The sequence below is a fragment of the Zobellia nedashkovskayae genome, from assembly GCF_015330125.1.
Lineage (GTDB): Bacteria > Bacteroidota > Bacteroidia > Flavobacteriales > Flavobacteriaceae > Zobellia > Zobellia nedashkovskayae.
Window position 1 is genome coordinate 4,406,623 of the sequence record NZ_JADDXR010000002.1, and the last position, 19,565, is coordinate 4,426,187.

Consider the following 19,565-nt stretch of genomic DNA (forward strand, 5'->3'; position numbering starts at 1 on the left):
TTTTATTTTATAATGAGATGTTAAGACCAAATATGATCTGTCTTGGCGATGGCCAAGTACCCAAATCCAAACCTCTATCGATATCACTTGAAAAACCTGAATCAGGATCATCATACAAAGCGATTTCGGGATCTAGCCCAGAGTAATCCGATATTGTAAACAGGTTTGTACCCATTACGTAGATTCTCATAGAGGCCAAATTCATTTTATCCAAAATTGTGCTCGGTACGTTAAAGCCTATTTGCGCATTTTGTAAGCGAATGTATGAGGCATCCTCAATTAAATCCGAATGGGTATTCTGCTCAAAACTTGTCTGAGAAGATGCTTTTGGAAGTACAGCATCTGCATTGTTGTCTAAATATGGGCTTCCCCAGGACTTGTATAATCTATCTGGACTTTTAGGACCTTGAAAAAGTCCGTATCTGGTAAATCTATTGTAATAGTTTATAGCATCATTACCCTGACTAGTATAGAAACTAGCAGAAAAATCAAACCCTTTGTACTCCATACTTAGGTTCAACCCTGCTGTAAAATCAGGATTTGGATTACCAATATACGTTCGATCATCTGGAGTAATATCTCCACTACCATCTACATCCTTTATTTTTAGGTTTCCTGGTTGATTATAAGTACCATTTTCCGGGTGTGCATCTGCCTCTCCTTGAGTTTGAAAAATTCCCTCTACAACATATCCATAAAATTCAGGGAACGCAGTACCCGTTTCTACTCTAGAATAGGTCTGAGCTCTTTGGTTTCTACCGACAATAAATTCACCATCTGTTTCAGACAAAGACTCAACCTCATTTTTATAAGTTGAGAAAATAACACCTACGTTATATTTAAAATCTCCTTCATCAGTTCCACCACCTCTATAACCTAGCTCTATATCAACGCCTTTGTTTGCCATGGTACCGATATTTACACTTGGTGCCGTTGCAAATCCTTCTACTGCTGGTATAGCAATAGGGAATAACATATCTTCCGTATCCTTGTTCCAAACATCTACCGTAAGGTTCACACGATTGAATAATGTTGCATCAATAGCAAAGTTAGTAGAAGTAGTCGTCTCCCATTTAGCATCAGGGTTTCCAATAGCTGAAGATTGGAATCCTTGTTTGATTATACCATCAGCACCACCTAAACCGTAAAACGAGCCACCTAAGTCAGAACTAAAGGTGCTGAAACCATTATAGTTCCCTATTTGGTCATTACCGGATTGTCCCCAACCAGCACGTAGTTTTAAGTAATTTAACCAGCTGCTATCGGCCAAGAAATTCTCTCTAGAAACAACCCATCCACCAGATATAGCTGGGAAATTACCCCATCTGTTATTAGCACCAAACCTAGAAGAACCGTCACGTCTAACCGTGGCTTCTATCATGTACTTATCATCATACGAATAATACAGACGACCAAAATAGGAGTTTAAAGCCCAAGCAGCAGCTTCTGCATCGTTAGTTTGATTTTCTGATCCTGAGCTAAGAATAAAAAAATCATCATCAGTAGAAATAAAGCTTTCCCTTCCTGCAGAGATTTGATCAAACCTATATCTAGTTGATTCAGTTCCTAGTAAAACATCTAGTTTATGTACATCATTAAAGGTCTTTGTGTAATTTAAAGTATTGGTAAAGTTCCATGTTAAATTATCTCCTCTAGTCTCTGTTAATGTATGTCCTGCTGTACCATTGGTATTCTCTAAATCCGCAAACCTAGGATCATGATTTGAATACCAATTCATATTATATCCTAAAAGAGACTTGAACGTTAGGTTGTTGGCTGGCTTAACCTCTACAAAAACATTACCAGTTACATTTAAAGTAGTTCTCTTATCCTTACGTTGTCTAAAATTATTACCTACAGGATTAGGGCCGTCATTTAAGCCACCACCTACTACACCTCCAGCAAAATTACCCGCAATATCCCTAACAGGAATTAACGGACTAGTCTCAATAATACTATTAAAACCAACTGTGTTTCCTTTAGATTCGCTTAAAGTAACTCCTAAACGTTCACCGATTTTCAACCAATCTTTTACTTGAGAATCTATATTGGCACGTATGGCATATCTATTATAGGAATTGTCTCGTAATATCCCTTCTTCTTTAAAATAGTTAGCACTTAAGGCATACGTTGTTTTTTCTGAACCTCCTGAAACAGATAATACAAAATCTTGTATTAGCGCTGGTTGATATAACTCTTCCATCCAATCCGTTCCTTCTTGGTTGGTTTTAGTAATCGGGTAATTTACTTGGTCGTATAATGCCGGATTTGTTGATGCGTCACCATTTGATGCCCCATTTGGAAACAAATAATCATTTACTTGGGTTGCCTGAATATTATTTGGATCAAAACTAAAATGAGCATGATTTGGCGCAATACCATCATTGGTTTGTTCCAACCAAATTTGTTGTCCGATTAAATTAGGATCGGTAACTAAGTCATATCTAGAGGTAGACGTTCCCATACCACTCCTTAAGTTAATATCAATCTTGGCGGGTTGCGCTTTTCTACCCGTTGTGGTGGTTATTAAGATTACGCCATTTGCACCTCTTGAACCGTAAATAGCAGTAGAAGAAGCATCTTTTAACACCTGCATAGATTCAATTTGGCTTGTTGGTGGTGGCGATGCACCAAAAACTCCATCAACGACATATAAAGGTCCGTTTCCATTAATAGTACCCAAACCACGAATACGTACTTGAGCATTTTGCCCTGGTCTTGCAGAGGCATTTACCGTAACACCTGCTGCACTACCTTGAAGTGCTCTTGTTGCATCGGATGAAGCTTGTTGCTCTATGTAAGCCGTTTTTACGGTACTAACAGCACCAGTAACGTCTGCTTTTTTTCTAGAGCCATAACCAATAACTACAACTTCGTCCAGAAGTTGAGAATCTGGCTGTAATTGTACGTTAATTGTAGTTCCTGCTTCTGCAGCTATTTCTTGTGTGGTATAACCAGTATAAGAAATAACTAGGATATCACCTGTATTTGCGGCTAGGGAAAAGTTTCCGTCAAAATCTGTGACTACCCCATTTGTTGTTCCCTTAACGAGAACGTTTGCCCCAAACATGGGTTGATTAAGTTCATCGGTTATTGTACCACTTACATTAGAGTCTTGTGCAAATCCAATAGAAGCACAAGTCAACATAAGCCCAAACAATAACCAATGTTTGTGTTTTGTGAGTTGTTTAAATAAACATTCTTTCATAATAATGCCTGTTTTTTGTTAGTTAGTATTTTGACCAAACAACAGAAATTGATTTAAAAAATTAGGATTTTCGCTTTAAAAACCTTTCTCTGGTGAGAAATCAATAATTATATTGTCAAAGAAAGTATATTGTGCTTGTTAAGACTCGGCAATAAATGGTCAAAATCGGGTAATTATAGGTCACTTGGTTTTTTATGACCTGTAATTACCTGAGCATGAACTTATATTACCCATTCTGTTAAGAGTCTTTCCGTATTTTGATCATTATTACACAAACCTTATTATGTTTAGTTTCTCTGTAAAAGATGTAGCGTTTATTGCTTTGGATTCCATGAAAACAAATTGGAGTTTGGGGTTACTCGGTTGTTTGCTTTTGTTCTTGTTTTCTTGTAATAAAACAGAGCAAAAGCCAGTTGATGATTCAATCACATTATTTACACTAGTTGACCCAGAATATTCTGGTATCCATTTTTCAAATACCTTAAAAGAAACCGCCAAGGAAAACCATCTTGTAAATGAAAATTTCGTTACTGGTGCAGGTGTAGCCATTGGGGATATAAATAATGATGGACTGCCTGATATTTATTTTTCCGGTAATCAGGTAAATGATATGCTGTACCTGAATAAGGGAGATATGGTTTTTGAAGATGTAACTGAAAAGGCCGGTATCCTAAAAAGTGATAGCTGGTCTACCGGCGTCACATTTGCAGATATCAATGGAGATGGCCATCAGGATATATACGTATGTAAAAACGAACAAGGTAACAGAGATAAGAGCGCCAATTTACTATACATAAATTCTGGCAATGGTACCTTCAAGGAAATGGCTGCGCATTATGGTTTAGATGATAAGGGTTTTTCTATTCAGGCGAGTTTTCTAGACTATGATAAAAATGGACTTCTTGATCTTTATGTAATAAACCAACCTCCTGGCTACGGTAACAGACAAGGAGGCAAAAAGAGAAGAATGGGCTCCAACCCCTTGTATAGTGATAAACTCTATAGAAATCTGGGGAAGGATATCGGTTTTATTGAAGTTTCTCCCATCGCTAAAACAGAGAATATGGCTTTTGGCCTTTCTGTAGCGGTTGGTGACCTTAATAATGATGGCTGGCAAGATATGTATGTTGCCAACGACTATAATGAGCCCGACTTTTTTTATCTAAACGATAAAAAAGGAGGGTTTAAGGAAAACTTGAAAAATAACTTTAAACACATTTCCAATTTTAGCATGGGTACTGATATTGCCGATTTTGACAATGATGGCAACTTAGATATTATGGTTTTGGATATGGTTGCTGAAGACCACAAACGTATCAAAACTAATATGGGCGGTATGAATCCAGAAAATTTCTGGAACATGGTTAATGAAGGTGGGCATTATCAATATATGTTCAACACTCTACAACGAAACAATGGCAATGGTTCTTTTAGTGATGTTGCACAAATGGCTGGAGTGTCCAATACAGATTGGAGTTGGGGGCCACTAATTGCTGATTTTGATAATGACGGTCTAAAAGACATTTTCGTTACCAATGGCATTAAGCGAAATATGCGCAACAGCGATGTAAATAAAGAATACGAACGAATTTTAGATAGCATTGATAAGGTTGCAAAAAAGGAAAATAAAAAATTTCAAGATGTAGTGGATATTTTGGCTTTAACCAAAATTGCTCCAGAAGACAAGCTTCAGAACTATGCTTATAAAAATAATGGTGACCTCACTTTTACCAAACAAAATAAAGAATGGGGATTTGAGCTTGAAACCTTATCCAATGGCTCGGCCTACGCAGATATAGATCAAGATGGAGATTTAGACCTTGTTATAAATAATATAGATGAAAAGGCATTTATCTATAAAAATCATACGGTAGAAAAGAATATTGGAAACTACATTAGATTTAACCTCCACCCCACTTCGCAGACCGAAGCTCTAAGCAGTAAAATTTCACTCTATAAAGACGCTAATCTATGGCAGACCATAGAAGTAACCAATGTGCGGGGTTATATGTCAAAAAGCGAAAATACGGCTCATTTTGGAGTTGGTTCTATGGAAGACATTGAAAAAATTAGGATTCAATGGCCCAACGGCCAGGTAAGTGAGCTTAAAGATGTTCGCTCAAATCAGTCGTTAGCTATTTATCAGAAAAATGAAGAATTTATAAGTAGGATCAACATATCCATCAAGCCAATTTTCAAGGAAAATACAGCCAAAACCAATCTGAAATACAGGCATACTGAAAATGAATTTGATGATTACCAGAAACAAGTTCTTCTGCCGCACAAAATGTCTCAATTTGGACCGACGATATCGGTAGCCGATGTTAATTCGGACGGACTTGATGATTTTTACATTGGGGGTGCTTCGGGCAAAAGCGGAACTCTTTTTGTTCAAAATAACGCTGGAAATTTTGATAGTATTCCGCAACTATCTTTTCTGAAAGATAAAATTTCCGAAGACCTTGGCAGCGTGTTTTTTGATATTGATAAAGATGGAGACCAAGACCTATTTGTAGTTAGTGGTGGTTACGAATTTCAGGAAAATAGCAAAAACCTTCAAGACCGACTATACCTTAACGACGGTACGGGCCATTTTAAAAAAGACAGCGGCAGATTACCAAAATACTTGGATAGCGGCTCCCAAGTAATCTCTGCGGATTACGATAATGATGGCGATATAGATCTGTTTATAGGAGGTAGACAAACACCCGGTAAATACCCTTCTCCTGCCAATAGCATGTTACTACAAAATGATAATGGGTATCTAAAGAATGTAACCTCTTCAAAAGCTCCGGACTTCAAAAATCTAGGTATGGTGACTTCCGCTCAATGGGCACTCATTAATAATGATGACAAATTAGACTTGATTATTGTTGGCGAATGGATGCCTATTACAACTTTCTTGCAAACCGAAAACGGGAATTTTGAACGTACATCTATTGAAGGTTTAGATAAAACCAATGGTTGGTATTACAACGTCACCAAAGCCGATATGGATAATGATGGCGATGATGATTTCATTGTAGGTAATTTAGGTTTGAATTATAAATATAAAGCATCTCCCAAACATCCATTTCAGGTTCATAGTGCAGATTTTGATAAAAATGGAAAGCAAGATATTGTCCTCAGTTATTTTGAAGAAGGAGAAGTTTATCCCATAAGAGGACGGTCTTGTTCCGTGGAGCAAATACCAGAGTTAGACGCCAAATTCCCCACTTTTGAATCTTTTGGTGATTCTGATTTGAAAGATATATACGGAGACCAACTTAATGATGCCCTTCATTTATCGGCATATACATTTGCTTCTTATTATATTGAAAATGTTGATGGAAAATCACTTCAACTACACGAGCTTCCAAAACTGGCGCAAGTATCTAGCATAAACACCATCCTTGCAGAAGATTTTGATAAAGACGGCCACAAGGACTTATTGATTGCCGGAAATTTATTTACCTCCGAGATTGAAACTCCCAGAAATGATGCGGGCGTTGGTCTTTTTCTGAAAGGCAACGGAAAAGGAGATTTTACTCCAATTACAACAGCAGAAAGTGGATTTTATGCTCCTTTTGATGTCAAAGACATGAAGATTATAAAGAAAGGTGAGAAATTAAACATACTGATCGGTAACAATGACCATTACTTACAACTTATAGGATGCAACTAAAGTCAGCAAGAAAACCTACTTGTCAGCTGGTATAATCTTTAAAGTTACCTCCCCTGTTTTTAGGCCTTCGGACGTTGCGGAAATGGTTACATTGTCTGCTTTTAGATTTGATTGTACAATCAGCAGTGCCCTACCCTGATCGGTTACAATTTTGTTGGACTGAAAATCTTGTACATTTCTTTCCGAACCATTATCCACTCCTAACAATTTTACATCACCTTTAATAGTAAAAGTAATTTCAGAATTGAGATGACGGACAGGGTTTCCTTCTTTATCTACAATTTGGGCAATTATGTGAGCTGCATCATAAGCGTTGGCTCTTAATTCTGTCTTACCTACAGAAAGCTGAATGGAAGCGGGTTCCTTGGCTGTTTTAATCTCTACAATCGCGTCTACTTTTTTTTCCTCAATATAACCTTCGGCCTTTAACTGCCCCTCTGCAAATGGAACGGACCATTTGTAAATGTGGTCTGCAAAATCATCAAGTTTTTTTCGACCTAAAGATGTATCGTTTAAAAAAAGTTCTACTTCATCACAATTGGAATATACCTCTACTACGGTTGGTTCATTAGCTTTATAATTCCAATATTCATTGGTATCATGCCAAAACCATAATGCTTCTTTCCAAGCATCTTTTTTCTTTTCTACAGGTTCTCCCGAATTATTCAACTTATATATGGATTTGTCTAAAGACTGTGTGGTAATATATAAATGAGGAGTATCGTTCCAAAGGGTTTTCATCATATGGTACGAAGTTTTTTCAAAACCTGCGGAATTCAATAATCCGCTATTTGTACCCTTCTTAGGCCATCCTCCGTTAGACTCTCCCATATAATCAATTCCCGTCCAAAGAAAAAGACCGGAAATAAAAGGACGCTCCATAACAGCCTTCCATTCATGCCACTGCGGAAGATTTTCAGTTCCCATGATTACCTTGTTCGGATAATTTTTGTGTCCGTAATCATAAATTACCCGGCGGTAACTATACCCTACCACATCTAATGCATCTGTATAACCTGACAAATGACTAGCCGACGGTAAAATGCAATTAGCGGTTACATAACGGGTAGTATCCAATTCCTTCGTCCACTTTGCCAACTTCTGTGCAGTTTTCCCTATATCATACTTTTCTTTGGGCAAGGTCTTAAGTTGTTCTTTAATTTGTTCTGGAGTAAACGGAGGTTCGGAGAAAAAGTAATTGCCTTGCCAGCCCATATTATTAAAGAATCCCGTAGCATCGGCATTTCTAGGGTACGTCCATTCAATCTCGTTACCAATACTCCACTGTATAATACTGGGATGGTTTCTATGCGCCAAAATCGTGTTTTTTAAGTCCTTTTCGGCCCATTCTTGAAAATGCTCCGTATAACCACGAGTAACGTAGTCTACACTTTGCTCATTCATATTTTTTCTTTTGTCCTTTGGATTGTCCCATTCGTCAAAAAACTCATCTTGTACTAAGAAGCCCATCTCGTCACACAAGTTCAAAAATGCTTCAGAACCGGGGTTATGAGAAATTCTAATCGCATTACAGCCCGCTTTTTTTAGCTTGGTCAATCGTCTTCTCCAAACATCATCGGGAACAGCGGCTCCTACCATACCACCATCATGATGAAGACAGACCCCTTTTATTTTCATATTTTCCCCGTTTAGAAAAAAACCTTCGTTAGCATCAAAACGGATAGACCGTACTCCAAAAACAGTTACCTCTTGATCTATTATCTTACCATCTTCAACTACAGAAGTAACGGCTTTGTACAGATATGGATTATCTACCTTCCATAAATTAGGTTTTTCAATTGTTAAAGAAAGTTGTTCTTGGGAATTTTCATTTCCCAGAATTGCCAAATTGATTGTTTTGTCACTGACTTTTTTTCCATCTTCGTTATAAATCTCAGTTCGTACATCGACTTTTTTATCCTTTGAAAAATCGTTTTCAATTTCAACGGAAACCGAGACCTCTGCTCTGTTATCATCAATTATAGGTGTATTTACGAATACGCCCCAAATAGGAATATGCAGTTTATTTTTGACCAAAAGTTTTACATCACGATATATACCGGAACCCGTGTACCAACGACTATCCGCATAGCGAGTTCTATCTACTTTTATTTCTATTAAATTGGAATCTTTTTCTGATTTTAAGTAAGATGATATATCGAAGTAAAAAGGAGAATATCCATACGGATGAAAACCTACTTTTTCTCCGTTTAAGATTACTTCTGAGTTGTTATAAACCCCATCAAACAAAACATATGCTTTCTCATCCGGTTTTAATTGAAGTGGGAATGTTTTTTTATATAAACCTGTACCACCGGGAAGGTATCCTGTGGCCCCTTCTCCATTTATAGAATCAAAAGAAGCTTCAACACTCCAATCATGTGGAAGTCTAACATCTTTCCATTCCGCAGTATGTCCTGTGGTATCTATCAATTGAAACTGCCAATCAAAATTAAAATCCGTAGATATCTGCGTTAGGTCTTTTTGAGATTGATTACTGGTATTACAAGAAGTAAATAAAGAACCAATCAGCACAAAATATAAAAGATAATTTTTCATGAACGAAGTGTTAACTATATGAGTCAAAAAAGCCCAATTGAAAAGCTAATAACAACTGGGCTAACTACTAAAAAATATTATTGATTAAAGAGTTATTTTACCCCAAACCGTTAGCATAGGCCACAATTACGATACCTGCAATCATACAACTAAGTCCGCCATACAAAAAGTTCCTAGCTTTTGGCGAAGCGCTTGCCCATTCTTTGGTAATTAGACCACTCACAATTGCCGTAGCAACACAAGCCGTATTAAAGATCGCATAACCAACTGTATTTCCTGATTTTCCAAGTTTAAACGCAGCATACGCAAAAAGAGCCGAGGCAGCATAATGAAAAACTGCCATAATCAAAATAAGAAATAGGTTCTTGCCAAAAGCGGGCGTTTTAAAATCTCCCCAAGCCTTTTTAGCATTTAGCTGCCATAAGAAATAAGCAGTCATTACAATACCACCACTTAGAAATATAGGAAACATTACAGCTACCGCAGTTATCCAATCTGCATTTCCCTGTGCAATACTTGCCTTATGTAAATAAGGTCTTCCTGCTGCATTCGCATAACTAAAACCTGTAGCTAAAAGCCCTCCTACTACGGCAATCATAATACCGGTTACCATAGAACCCTTGGTAGATTTACCTTCGGCAGAGGCTATTTTTGCTTCATCTTTTTCACGGGTAAGACCAGCTTTACCATTTAGGATAACACCTAATAAAACCACTAGGATTCCTAATAGAATAAAGGTCAATACATTTGATGGTGGTAACCCGTCTTCTATAAACGGTAAAAGCGAACCTACCAAAATAATGGTGCCTATGAAGATTGAAAAACCAAGTGAGAGCCCTATATGGTTAATTGCCTTACTCCACATCATTACACCAATTCCCCAAAGGAAACTGGTTAGGCCCATTTTGATCCAAATATCTGTTGGCATATTACCGAAAATCTCTCCAAAACCCTGAATAAGGGTCACTGATGCTATAATGGGCACCACGAACATAGTCAGGAGAAAAAAGAGACTCCACGTATTTTCATACTTGAATCCTTTTGTAAATTTTTCAGGGAGGGCATAGAGTCCCAACATCAATCCAGCGAAAATCGCCCATAATACTCCTTCGGTCATAACTTGAATATTTAATTGAAGTCAAGTTTACCACTACTGGTTTACCCGACTTTATTTGATTTACCAGTTGAATTTAAAAATAGTAGTACTGTCATAAGATTCTCCCGCTTTTAAAATACTCTTAGGAGCGTTCTTTATATTCATCCCGTTAGGGTAGCGATGCGTTTCACAACAGAAGCCACGGTACTTTCCGTATTGCAATCCAGATTCGCGTTTTAGTTCGTCAGACGTGTATTTACCCGTATACAATAACATGCCAGGCTCTGTGGTGAAAATCTCTAGTGAACGGCCACTTTTAGGTTCTGTTATTTCTGCCACTTTACCCAAATCAAAACCTTTGTCTTCAAATAAGTAAAAATGCTCAAAACCATCTCCCATAGCTTCATGGACTTCTTTTATAGTCTTTGCTGTTCGTAAATCATCGGCTTTGCCAGCAACAGAAATATTCTCTCCTGTAGCTACCCCGGTCTCATCCCAAATTTGTTTGGTATCCGAGTTTACCATTACGGAGTGACCCTCAACATTTTCAGCAAAACCAGAAAGATTAAAATACGAGTGATTAGTAATGGTGAAAGGTGTGTCTTGGTCGGTTATTGCACCATATCGAATTTTAAGTTCATTGTCATTTGTCAATGTAAAGGTCACTTGAACCGTAATATTCCCCGGGAAGCCTTCTTCTAAATGAACACTTTTAAGTTCCATTTGAATGTTGGCCATTTCTTTTGAAAACGAACTTACTTCCCATATTTTCTTATCAAAGCCTACTTTCCCTCCGTGAAGATTATTCTCACCAACAATTTTAGCCAGTTCATAATCCTTTCCGTTCAAAGAAAATTTAGCATCTTTTATTTGCGAACAATAACGGCCTACAGTCCCTCCAAAATATGGCGCATTTGCTTTGTAGGCATCAGAAAAATAACTTTCGAATGTATCAAAACCACAAACGATTTCTTCTATTTTCCCATTCTTATTCGGTAGGAGAATTGAAGTTATGGTAGCTCCAAAAGTTGAGATTTTTATGCTAACCCCATTATCATTTTCCAAAGTATATTGGTGAATAGCTTCTCCATCAAGTACACCGAAATCCGTTTGCGTTGTTTTCATTATCGTAAGCGTTTTGAAATATTTTAATTCGATGTTTTATTTGGATTGATAAGGAGCTAATTTCTCCCAATCAAACTCCACTCCCACTCCTGGAGAATCGGGAGCTACAGCAAGGTGGTTCTCAACAACCAAAGGTCTTGTTGTATACTGGTCTATAGGGAAGCTATGTACCTCTAACCAACCTGAATTAGGTTGCGCAGACACTAAACTTACATGTAGCTCCTGCATACCGTGCGAACAAGCTGGAATGTTATGTTTATCTGCCAATCTCGCAGCTGCCAACCAGCCTGTAATACCGCCACAATTTGAAGCGTCCGGTTGTACAAAAGACAATTTTGCCTGATCCATAGCATATTCAAATTCATGAATCGTATGCAGGTTTTCACCCATGGCCAACGGGAAATCCGTAGCATCTGAAATCTGAGCAAAACCCATGTAATTATCCGGTATGATAGGTTCCTCAAACCAAGTTATATCGTACTCCCGAAACTTGTTAATCGCCTTTATGGCTTTATCAACAGTCATGGAATAGTTGGCATCGACCATGAAGGTTACATCGGGACCAATGAATTCGCGAACCGCTTTTATTCGCTCTATATCCTCGTCTAAATTTTCACGACCAATTTTTATTTTCACAGCGTTAAAACCAGCTGCTAAATACCCTTCCATATTCTTTAAAAGCTTTGGAATTGGGAATTGTAAATCTATTCCACCGCAATATGCCTTACAGGTATTACCCGCTCCTCCGGCCATTTGCCAAAGTGGCTTTTCTGCTTTTTTACAACGGATGTCCCACAAAGCAATATCAATAGTAGAGACGGCAAATGAAACTATACCACCACGGCCCACATAATGCATGTGCCATTCCATGAAATCATAGATACCTTCTACATCAGTTCCATCTTTACCAATTAAAGCGGGTGCTATATCATAATCCACCATGGCCTTAATGGCATTCCCACCTTTGCCACCGGTATAGGTATATCCTGTTCCTGTGCTTCCGTCTTCTAAAGTAATGGTGGAAGTAATTAGCTCAAAATGCGTATGGTCTCCATGTTTGGCATCGTTCATGACTTCCGGCAACGGAACTCTGAACAACTTACAATCAACCGATTTTATACGTGTACTCATTTATACTTTGTGTCTAATGTAAAACGTCTTTTTCTCCATGTACTGCTCAAAACCGTACTTACCATCTTCACCACCAGAACCACTTAGTTTATACCCATTATGGAAACCTTGGTGTTGCTCTCCATGACCTCTGTTTACGTATATCTCGCCGTACTCCAGCTCATCGTTACATTTCATGATTGTATTCATATCGTTGGTAAAAATCATAGCTGCAAGTCCGTATTCACAGTCATTGGCATACCCAACCACTTCTTCAAAAGTTTTGAATTTTAAAACTGGAAGAATAGGTCCAAAAGACTCTTCATGAACGATAGTCATGTTTTGCGTTACATTGGTCAAAACCGTTGGTTCAAACCAATACCCTTTTTCAAAAGCACTCCCTTCTGGTTTTTTACCACCTGTAGCCAACGTAGCACCTTCTTCAAGACTTACAGCTACCAAATGTTCCATATGTTTTAATTCAGCTGCATTTACTTTAGGTCCCATATCAGTTTCCGCTAACATCGGGTCACCTACTTTAATAGCCTTTGTTTTAGCAATGAATTTTTCCATGAAAGTATCGTAAATACCTTCGTGTACATACATTCTTTCATTACAGGTACAAACCTGTCCACAATTATCAAAACGTGAGTGTAAAGCCGAGTCTACAGCGGCATCAATATCTGCGTCTTCAAAAACAATGAAAGGAGCTTTTCCTCCAAGTTCTAATTGCACATGCGTAAGATTTTGTGCTGCAGCTCTAGCTATGGACTGACCAACTGGCGTAGAACCTGTCATGGTCACCATTTTGGTAATAGGACTCTCAACAAGTGCATTACCCATAGCTCTACCAGGACCTGTCAGAATATTGATAACCCCATCTGGAATACCTACTTTCTTGGCCAAATTACCCAACTCTAAGGTTGCTAAAGGCGTTTCTGAAGTCGGTTTTATAACGATAGTATTTCCAGCAATCAAAGCAGGTCCTAATTTACGACCGGCCAGTGCCAACGGAAAGTTCCAAGCGGTAATAGCAACTACTACCCCACGAGGTATTTTTTGAATCCAGATTTGCTCGTTCGGGTTGTCAGACGGAATGATATCTCCTTCAATTCTTCTAGCACCTTCACATGCGTATTCTATAAATGAGGCAGTTACTGCGACTTCGCCTTTGGCAACTTTAAGCAATTTACCCTGCTCCTTAACCAAAAGCTCAGCTAAGAAATCTGAGTTTGCTTTTATTTCATCTGCTAGTTTATACAATAGATCGGCACGTGAGCGAGCAGGTAGTTTTTTCCATTCTTTTTGAGCCCTATCAGCAGCATTCAACGCCTGATTTGCCTCTTCGACAGTTCCATTCTGAACTCTTGCTACTATTTCTTCAGTAGTTGGATTTACAATGTCTATGGTCTCTCCTGACGTAGATGTCACCCATTTTCCGTCAATAAATAGTTGGTATTCTTTAATTGCTGACATGTTCCTTTTTTTAATTATGTTTTCTATATGTATCCATTCTTGTAGCTGCTTTGCCTTCGAATCTTCTTTCTAATTGCCAAAGCGGTCTTTCTAATGTAAGTTCCCAATCAAATAGCTTCTTATAAAGCTCACGTACTTTTTCAGGGTATTTGGAAGCCAAATCATTTGTTTCGGCTATATCCTCCTTAATATTATAAAGTTCTGCTGGCCGATCAGGAAAGCGTACCAGTTTCCAATCATTTTGCCTGATGGCTCCTCTATTTTCCTTTTTCCAATAAAGTACCTCGTGAGGCTTTCCATTATTTTTTCCTTGTACATATGGAATTAAGTCTACCCCATCCAAACCTTCAACAGCGTTTACATCACCACCTGCTGCGTTCAAGAAAGTTGGTAAAAGGTCTAATGTGCTTATAGGATTATCATAAACCGTGTTCGGTTTTAACTTTCCTGGCCACGACATTAAAAACGGAACGCGAATGCCACCCTCTAAATGATTTGCCTTGGTACCGCTCAATGGGTCGTTCAACGATTCGTTTGCATCGGACGGTCCACCATTATCATTGGTAAAAACTATAAGCGTGTTTTTATCCAGACCTAGTTCCTTAATATGATCAAAAACTTTCCCACAAGCTCTATCCATTGCGATGGCCATTGCCGCTAAGGTTTTCCTTTTACCGGTAAGCCCTTGCACTTTTTTCAAATCTTCTTCCGTTGCTTCCATTGGGGTATGTACCGCATTGAAAGCCAGATAAATGAAAAATTGATTCTTTTGATTTCTTTCCATAAACGAGTTGGCCTCTTCTGCCAAATCATCTGTTAGATATCCATCGTGTTCTTTAAAATCTCCAAAGCCCCTCTCCAACCTATCCTCATCCCTTTTGAGTTCATTATCGGTTCCATAAGGCATATAACTTCTTGCTCCACCACGAAAACCATAAAACTCATCAAAACCTCTTTTAGTAGGATGAAAACGGTCCGCATTACCTTGATGCCATTTTCCGAATATCGCCGTTTTATAACCTTGTTCTTTGAGATAATCGGCCATTGTCTTCTGGTCCAGCGGAAGCCCCATATCATCTCCGGTAATTCCGTTTTTACTCATCAGACCAGGTACGTTGTTCTCTTCAAAACCGAATTTTTGCTGATACTTTCCAGTCAAAAGTCCAGCACGTGATGGGCCACAAACCGCTGCGGAAACATAAGCCTGAGTAAAAATCACTGAGTTTTTGGCGAATTTATCCAGTTCAGGAGTCTTGAATTCTTTGCTTCCCTGAAACCCAAAATCTGCATAGCCTGCGTCATCCGATAGTATAAAAACAATGTTCGGTTTGTCTTGTGTCCAGCCATTTATAAGCGCAAAAAAGGACACTAAGAACAAAAATACCTGTCTTGGCAATTTCATTTTTCAGTATTTTTCTATTGGAATTTCTACTCTTATTTAAGGTAATTATCTACCCATCCAACCGCCATCTACCAACATGGTAACGCCACTCATATATGCTGCCGCCTCTGAACTCAAAAACACAATAGGACCTGCAAAATCTTCAGGTTTACCCCATCTACCGGCCGGTATTCTAGATAAAATAGATGCCGATCTATCTGGGTCATTTCTTAATGCCTCAGTGTTGTCCGTGCTGATATAACCTGGAGCAATTGCATTTACATTTACACCCTTACCAGCCCATTCATTAGCAAATGCCATAGTCATTTGTCCAATAGCACCTTTACTAGCTGCGTAACCAGGTACTGTAATACCACCTTGGAATGTTAACAATGAAGCCGTAAAAATAATTTTACCTTCACCACGAGCAACCATTTCTTTCCCAATTTCACGGGTAAGGACGAACGGTGCAGTTTGGTTAATTTCAATAACCTTGTCCCAATACTCATCAGAATGCTCAACTGCCGGAGCTCTTAAAATAGTACCTGCATTGTTTACTAAAATATCAATTACAGGAAAGTCGCTTTTAACTTCCTTTATAAAATCATACAAGGCTTCTCTATTACCAAAATCGCACGTATATGCTTTAAAATTTCTTCCGGTAGCTTCAACTTCCTGCTCTACCATACTCCCGTGCTTCTCCAAAGAAGCACTAACACCAATAATATCTGCACCAGCTTCTGCTAAAGCTACGGCCATTGCTTTACCAATACCTCTTTTACAACCGGTTACTAAAGCTGTTTTACCTTTTAGGCTAAATTGATTTAATATGCTCATTTTCTTATGCGTTGTTTCTCTTAATTATTGTTGACAATCCATTAGTACTTTCATACCATCAGGATTGTTATCTATGTTCTCAAATACTTGTTGGATGTTGGTCATTGGCTGTACGTCCGTAATCATGTCCTCAAAAGGAAGTTTGTTTTCCGTGATAAGTTTTATTGATTTCTCATAATCCTCTTTCTCATATACACGAGCTCCGATTAAGCTCAATTCTTTCCAGAAAAATTTGAAAAGATCTACAGGTTTTTTCTCTCCGTGAATGGCTACCATCAAAATTCTACCACGAATACCAGCAACTTCACACATAATATCTAGAGCGGGCTGTACACCTGCCACTTCAAAAACAACATCTGCACGACGGTTATCCGTTTTTTCTTTTACGTATTCAACCAAATCAACTTTCATAGGATTCACTGCATGTAACCCCATTGATTCTGCCTTTGCTATTCTTTTTTCATTTACTTCTGAAATAATAACATTTGCCCCCACGTCTTTGGCAACCATAGCTACCAAAAGACCAATTGGCCCACCACCAAGAACAACGGCAGTTTCACCGGCAACCAATCCACTTCTGCGAACATCATGCGTAGCAACTGATAAAGGCTCTATTAACGCGGCCAATTTTAAATCGGTTTCAGCTTTTAATTTATGAAGAACGAATGAAGGTACATTCCAATATTGTTGCATGGAACCAGGACTATCAATACCAATGAATTTTAATTCTTCACAGATATGATTGAATCCCTTGTCAGAGGCTTTAACTTTACGGTCATCTAAAGGACGCACCACAACCTTATCTCCAACTTTGTAACCTTCAACGCCTTCACCAACAGCGTCAATTACACCTGACATCTCATGGCCGATAGTCTGGGGCATGTCCACCCTTTTATCCATCATGCCATGATAAATGTGTACATCCGTACCACATACGCCAGAGTACGCTACTTTAATTCTAACATCTCCTTTTGCTGGTGCTTCTATCTCTTTTTCTATGACGGAAAACGTTTTGTTTCCTTTATAAACTGTTGCTTTCATTAAATACGTTTCTCTATTATTTTTTAACTCCTTTAGCTACATGACGTGTTTTTCTTTCAGAAGAAAAACGCATAATACTCTGATAATCTCCATTATTATAAACATGTGTCAATCCCCATCTTAAGATCTCAGTTGGTTCTTTCTCCACATCAGCTGTTCTGTTTAGACCAATAGCATGAGCATTTACACCTGGAATTACAGATTTAATTTCGAAATTGATACCATCCGGAGCCCATTGAATCGTATTTTTCTCAGGACCATCTGTAGTAATTAAAGCGGCTATACCGCCATCGTAAGGCCAAACACAAATCTCATGACCACTATTACTTATTGGGTTATAAGGCGATTTCACATATGGTCCTTCAGGTTTATCCGCAATAGCTACACCGTGACGAATCTGCCTTCCTCCAAAAGTAATCTGCTCTCCCATTTGCTCTCCCTTATAGTAGAGGTAGAACTTTCCTTTATAAGGTAGAATACAAGGGTCATGTACTTTATGACTGTCAAAATCTCCTTTTTTAATCACAGCGAAACGATCTTGCTCCTCACCTTTCCATACACCATTATCAGCAGGACTCAATATTGGTTCCTTACTTTTGGTCCAAGGTCCATTAGGTGAATCTGCCCAAGCCAAACCTACTTGATTTTTAACACGAACATTGTAAGGTGATTTTACCGTTTGATAACTGAGATAGTATTTATCTTCCCATTTCATGATTTCTACCGTAAAAACAGAACGATCATCATATGCTCCCTTTTCACCTCGTGCAACGGCTAGCCCTTCTTCTTTCCAAGTCCAACCATCATCAGAAGTAGCATACCAAATATCACAACGGTCCCAAGGAAAAACCTTATCATTTTCTATATCACCACCAAACCCTTGAGTTGGCCCTGTACTTCTTGTATACCAAACATAATACTTCCCATCTTCCTTAATAATAGCACTAGGATCACGACGAACAACTCCTTCTTCATATGCCAAATCACCCTTTAAAGGTTCTAGTTCATTAAACTGAATAAACCATTCATTACCTAAATCCGTTGGCCATTTCAATGCTCTTTTTGATGCAGCACTTAAATGATTCGTATCGGTTATACCAAGGTGATCAATTTGTTCTGGGGTAAATGTCACCTTCTCATCATTTTCTGAAGTAGATTTCATTTCATTAGTAGTTTTGGGAGAGTTGCAGGCCGAAACCAGGACCGCAGCGAGAATTAAAAATTGTGAGTATTTGTTCATGATTATCAGTTACTTGATCTAAAATTAAATATACATATTTTCTCTACTAACTAGCACTACTCAACACACTGTAATCAGATGGCGAGGTACCATAAAACCTTCTGAAACATTTACTAAAATAATTAGGGTCACTAAAGCCTACTTGATAACTAACCTCTGCTATGCGCAGTTGCCCTTTTTCCAGCAATTCACCCGCTCTAAGTAACCGTATATTTCTCATGTAATCTTTTGGAGCATGTCCTGTAAGCTTTTTTAATTTTCTAAAAAAGGTAGATCTACTGGTATTCATATCAAAAGAAAGATCATCAACCCAGTACGTATCATCAGACATGTTTTCCTCCATGTACATGGTTATTCTGTTTAAAAAATCCTTGTCTCTTGCATGCAGTGATGAAAATTCCGTAACCTTTTTTTCAAATAAAATTTTTCTCTTCGTGGCGTTCTTTAAAACCATTTTATTTTCGGCTTGGTCTTTAAAAATTTTGAAACGGTTGGTCAAGCTATTATCCGTCTCCGTTTCTAAAACTTTAATTTTCAATCCTAATGAATTTAACGCCCCTAATAGAATAGCGGGCATATTTAATCCTTTGCTAAAGACTTCATTATAAACTGAAACATCGGTTCCGCCATTATCAATAAAATCAACTTTTATACGTAGTTCTCCATTTTCAAACACTCCTACGCCATTTTGCGCAGTACCAAGAGCATTCTCTTCTTTAAAAATAGTTGCTTCCATAAGGTGTTCTTTTTATTCAAATATGAAACTAGTTTCTTATTTGAACCAAAAATATATAAAAAATTGATATATCGATATTATTTATATGTGTT

The 19,565-nt window shown here is 38.1% G+C and carries 12 protein-coding genes; 1 reads left to right on the top strand and 11 read right to left on the bottom strand.

All coding sequences use genetic code 11. The annotated features are described in order from the left end of the window. Positions 1-7 precede the first annotated feature (7 nt). Positions 8-3,208, bottom strand: a complete 3,201-nt coding sequence (locus IWB64_RS18185; protein ID WP_226975935.1) for a SusC/RagA family TonB-linked outer membrane protein — start codon at positions 3,206-3,208, stop codon at positions 8-10. A 283-nt stretch (positions 3,209-3,491) separates the two neighbouring features. Here IWB64_RS18185 and IWB64_RS18190 point away from each other — a divergent pair, with 283 nt between their 5' ends. Then, positions 3,492-6,872 carry a VCBS repeat-containing protein gene (locus IWB64_RS18190; protein WP_194535365.1) on the top strand — a complete coding sequence of 1,127 codons (3,381 nt, stop codon included), beginning with the start codon at positions 3,492-3,494 and terminating at the stop codon, positions 6,870-6,872. 15 nt (positions 6,873-6,887) lie between these two features. Here the strand turns inward: IWB64_RS18190 and IWB64_RS18195 are convergent, their stop codons facing one another. The 10 genes from IWB64_RS18195 to IWB64_RS18240 all read right to left on the bottom strand — a co-directional run bounded on the left by IWB64_RS18195 (position 6,888) and on the right by IWB64_RS18240 (position 19,473). Then, positions 6,888-9,431, bottom strand: coding sequence for a glycoside hydrolase family 2 TIM barrel-domain containing protein (locus IWB64_RS18195; RefSeq protein WP_194535366.1), 2,544 nt, complete (start codon positions 9,429-9,431; stop codon positions 6,888-6,890). Positions 9,432-9,528: 97 nt separating this feature from the next. Next, positions 9,529-10,548: an L-rhamnose/proton symporter RhaT gene (locus tag IWB64_RS18200; protein WP_194535367.1), complete on the bottom strand. Its 1,020-nt coding sequence runs from the start codon at positions 10,546-10,548 to the stop codon at positions 9,529-9,531. Positions 10,549-10,608: 60 nt separating this feature from the next. Then, the gene (locus IWB64_RS18205; RefSeq protein ID WP_194535368.1) at positions 10,609-11,652 is read right to left on the bottom strand and encodes an aldose epimerase family protein; all 1,044 of its coding nucleotides are present in this window, start codon (positions 11,650-11,652) and stop codon (positions 10,609-10,611) included. Positions 11,653-11,688: 36 nt separating this feature from the next. Continuing rightward, on the bottom strand, positions 11,689-12,783 hold the full coding sequence (locus IWB64_RS18210) for a mandelate racemase/muconate lactonizing enzyme family protein (protein ID WP_194535369.1): 1,095 nt from the start codon (positions 12,781-12,783) through the stop codon (positions 11,689-11,691). After that, positions 12,784-14,238, bottom strand: coding sequence for an aldehyde dehydrogenase (gene aldA / locus IWB64_RS18215; RefSeq protein WP_226975936.1), 1,455 nt, complete (start codon positions 14,236-14,238; stop codon positions 12,784-12,786). 10 nt (positions 14,239-14,248) lie between these two features. Next, positions 14,249-15,640, bottom strand: a complete 1,392-nt coding sequence (locus IWB64_RS18220; RefSeq protein ID WP_194535370.1) for a sulfatase — start codon at positions 15,638-15,640, stop codon at positions 14,249-14,251. A 45-nt stretch (positions 15,641-15,685) separates the two neighbouring features. Next, the gene (locus tag IWB64_RS18225) at positions 15,686-16,450 is read right to left on the bottom strand and encodes an SDR family NAD(P)-dependent oxidoreductase (protein WP_194535938.1); all 765 of its coding nucleotides are present in this window, start codon (positions 16,448-16,450) and stop codon (positions 15,686-15,688) included. Between the two features lie 30 nt (positions 16,451-16,480). Next, a complete protein-coding gene (locus IWB64_RS18230; protein ID WP_194535371.1) occupies positions 16,481-17,497 on the bottom strand; it encodes a zinc-dependent alcohol dehydrogenase in 1,017 nt (338 codons plus the stop codon). A gap of 16 nt (positions 17,498-17,513) precedes the next feature. Next, the gene (locus tag IWB64_RS18235) at positions 17,514-18,659 is read right to left on the bottom strand and encodes a glycoside hydrolase family 117 protein (protein WP_226975938.1); all 1,146 of its coding nucleotides are present in this window, start codon (positions 18,657-18,659) and stop codon (positions 17,514-17,516) included. A 124-nt stretch (positions 18,660-18,783) separates the two neighbouring features. Continuing rightward, positions 18,784-19,473 carry a helix-turn-helix domain-containing protein gene (locus tag IWB64_RS18240; RefSeq protein WP_194535373.1) on the bottom strand — a complete coding sequence of 230 codons (690 nt, stop codon included), beginning with the start codon at positions 19,471-19,473 and terminating at the stop codon, positions 18,784-18,786. Between the last annotated feature and the right edge of the window lie 92 nt (positions 19,474-19,565).

Excerpts from the sequence above, each read along its gene's own strand:
- IWB64_RS18185 (WP_226975935.1), bottom strand. The coding sequence starts at position 3,208 with ATGAAAGAATGTTTATTTAAACAACTCACAAAACACAAACATTGGTTA.
- IWB64_RS18190 (WP_194535365.1), top strand. The coding sequence starts at position 3,492 with ATGTTTAGTTTCTCTGTAAAAGATGTAGCGTTTATTGCTTTGGATTCC.
- IWB64_RS18195 (WP_194535366.1), bottom strand. The coding sequence starts at position 9,431 with ATGAAAAATTATCTTTTATATTTTGTGCTGATTGGTTCTTTATTTACT.
- IWB64_RS18200 (WP_194535367.1), bottom strand. The coding sequence starts at position 10,548 with ATGACCGAAGGAGTATTATGGGCGATTTTCGCTGGATTGATGTTGGGA.
- IWB64_RS18205 (WP_194535368.1), bottom strand. The coding sequence starts at position 11,652 with ATGAAAACAACGCAAACGGATTTCGGTGTACTTGATGGAGAAGCTATT.
- IWB64_RS18210 (WP_194535369.1), bottom strand. The coding sequence starts at position 12,783 with ATGAGTACACGTATAAAATCGGTTGATTGTAAGTTGTTCAGAGTTCCG.
- aldA (WP_226975936.1), bottom strand. The coding sequence starts at position 14,238 with ATGTCAGCAATTAAAGAATACCAACTATTTATTGACGGAAAATGGGTG.
- IWB64_RS18220 (WP_194535370.1), bottom strand. The coding sequence starts at position 15,640 with ATGAAATTGCCAAGACAGGTATTTTTGTTCTTAGTGTCCTTTTTTGCG.
- IWB64_RS18230 (WP_194535371.1), bottom strand. The coding sequence starts at position 17,497 with ATGAAAGCAACAGTTTATAAAGGAAACAAAACGTTTTCCGTCATAGAA.
- IWB64_RS18235 (WP_226975938.1), bottom strand. The coding sequence starts at position 18,659 with ATGAAATCTACTTCAGAAAATGATGAGAAGGTGACATTTACCCCAGAA.
- IWB64_RS18240 (WP_194535373.1), bottom strand. The coding sequence starts at position 19,473 with ATGGAAGCAACTATTTTTAAAGAAGAGAATGCTCTTGGTACTGCGCAA.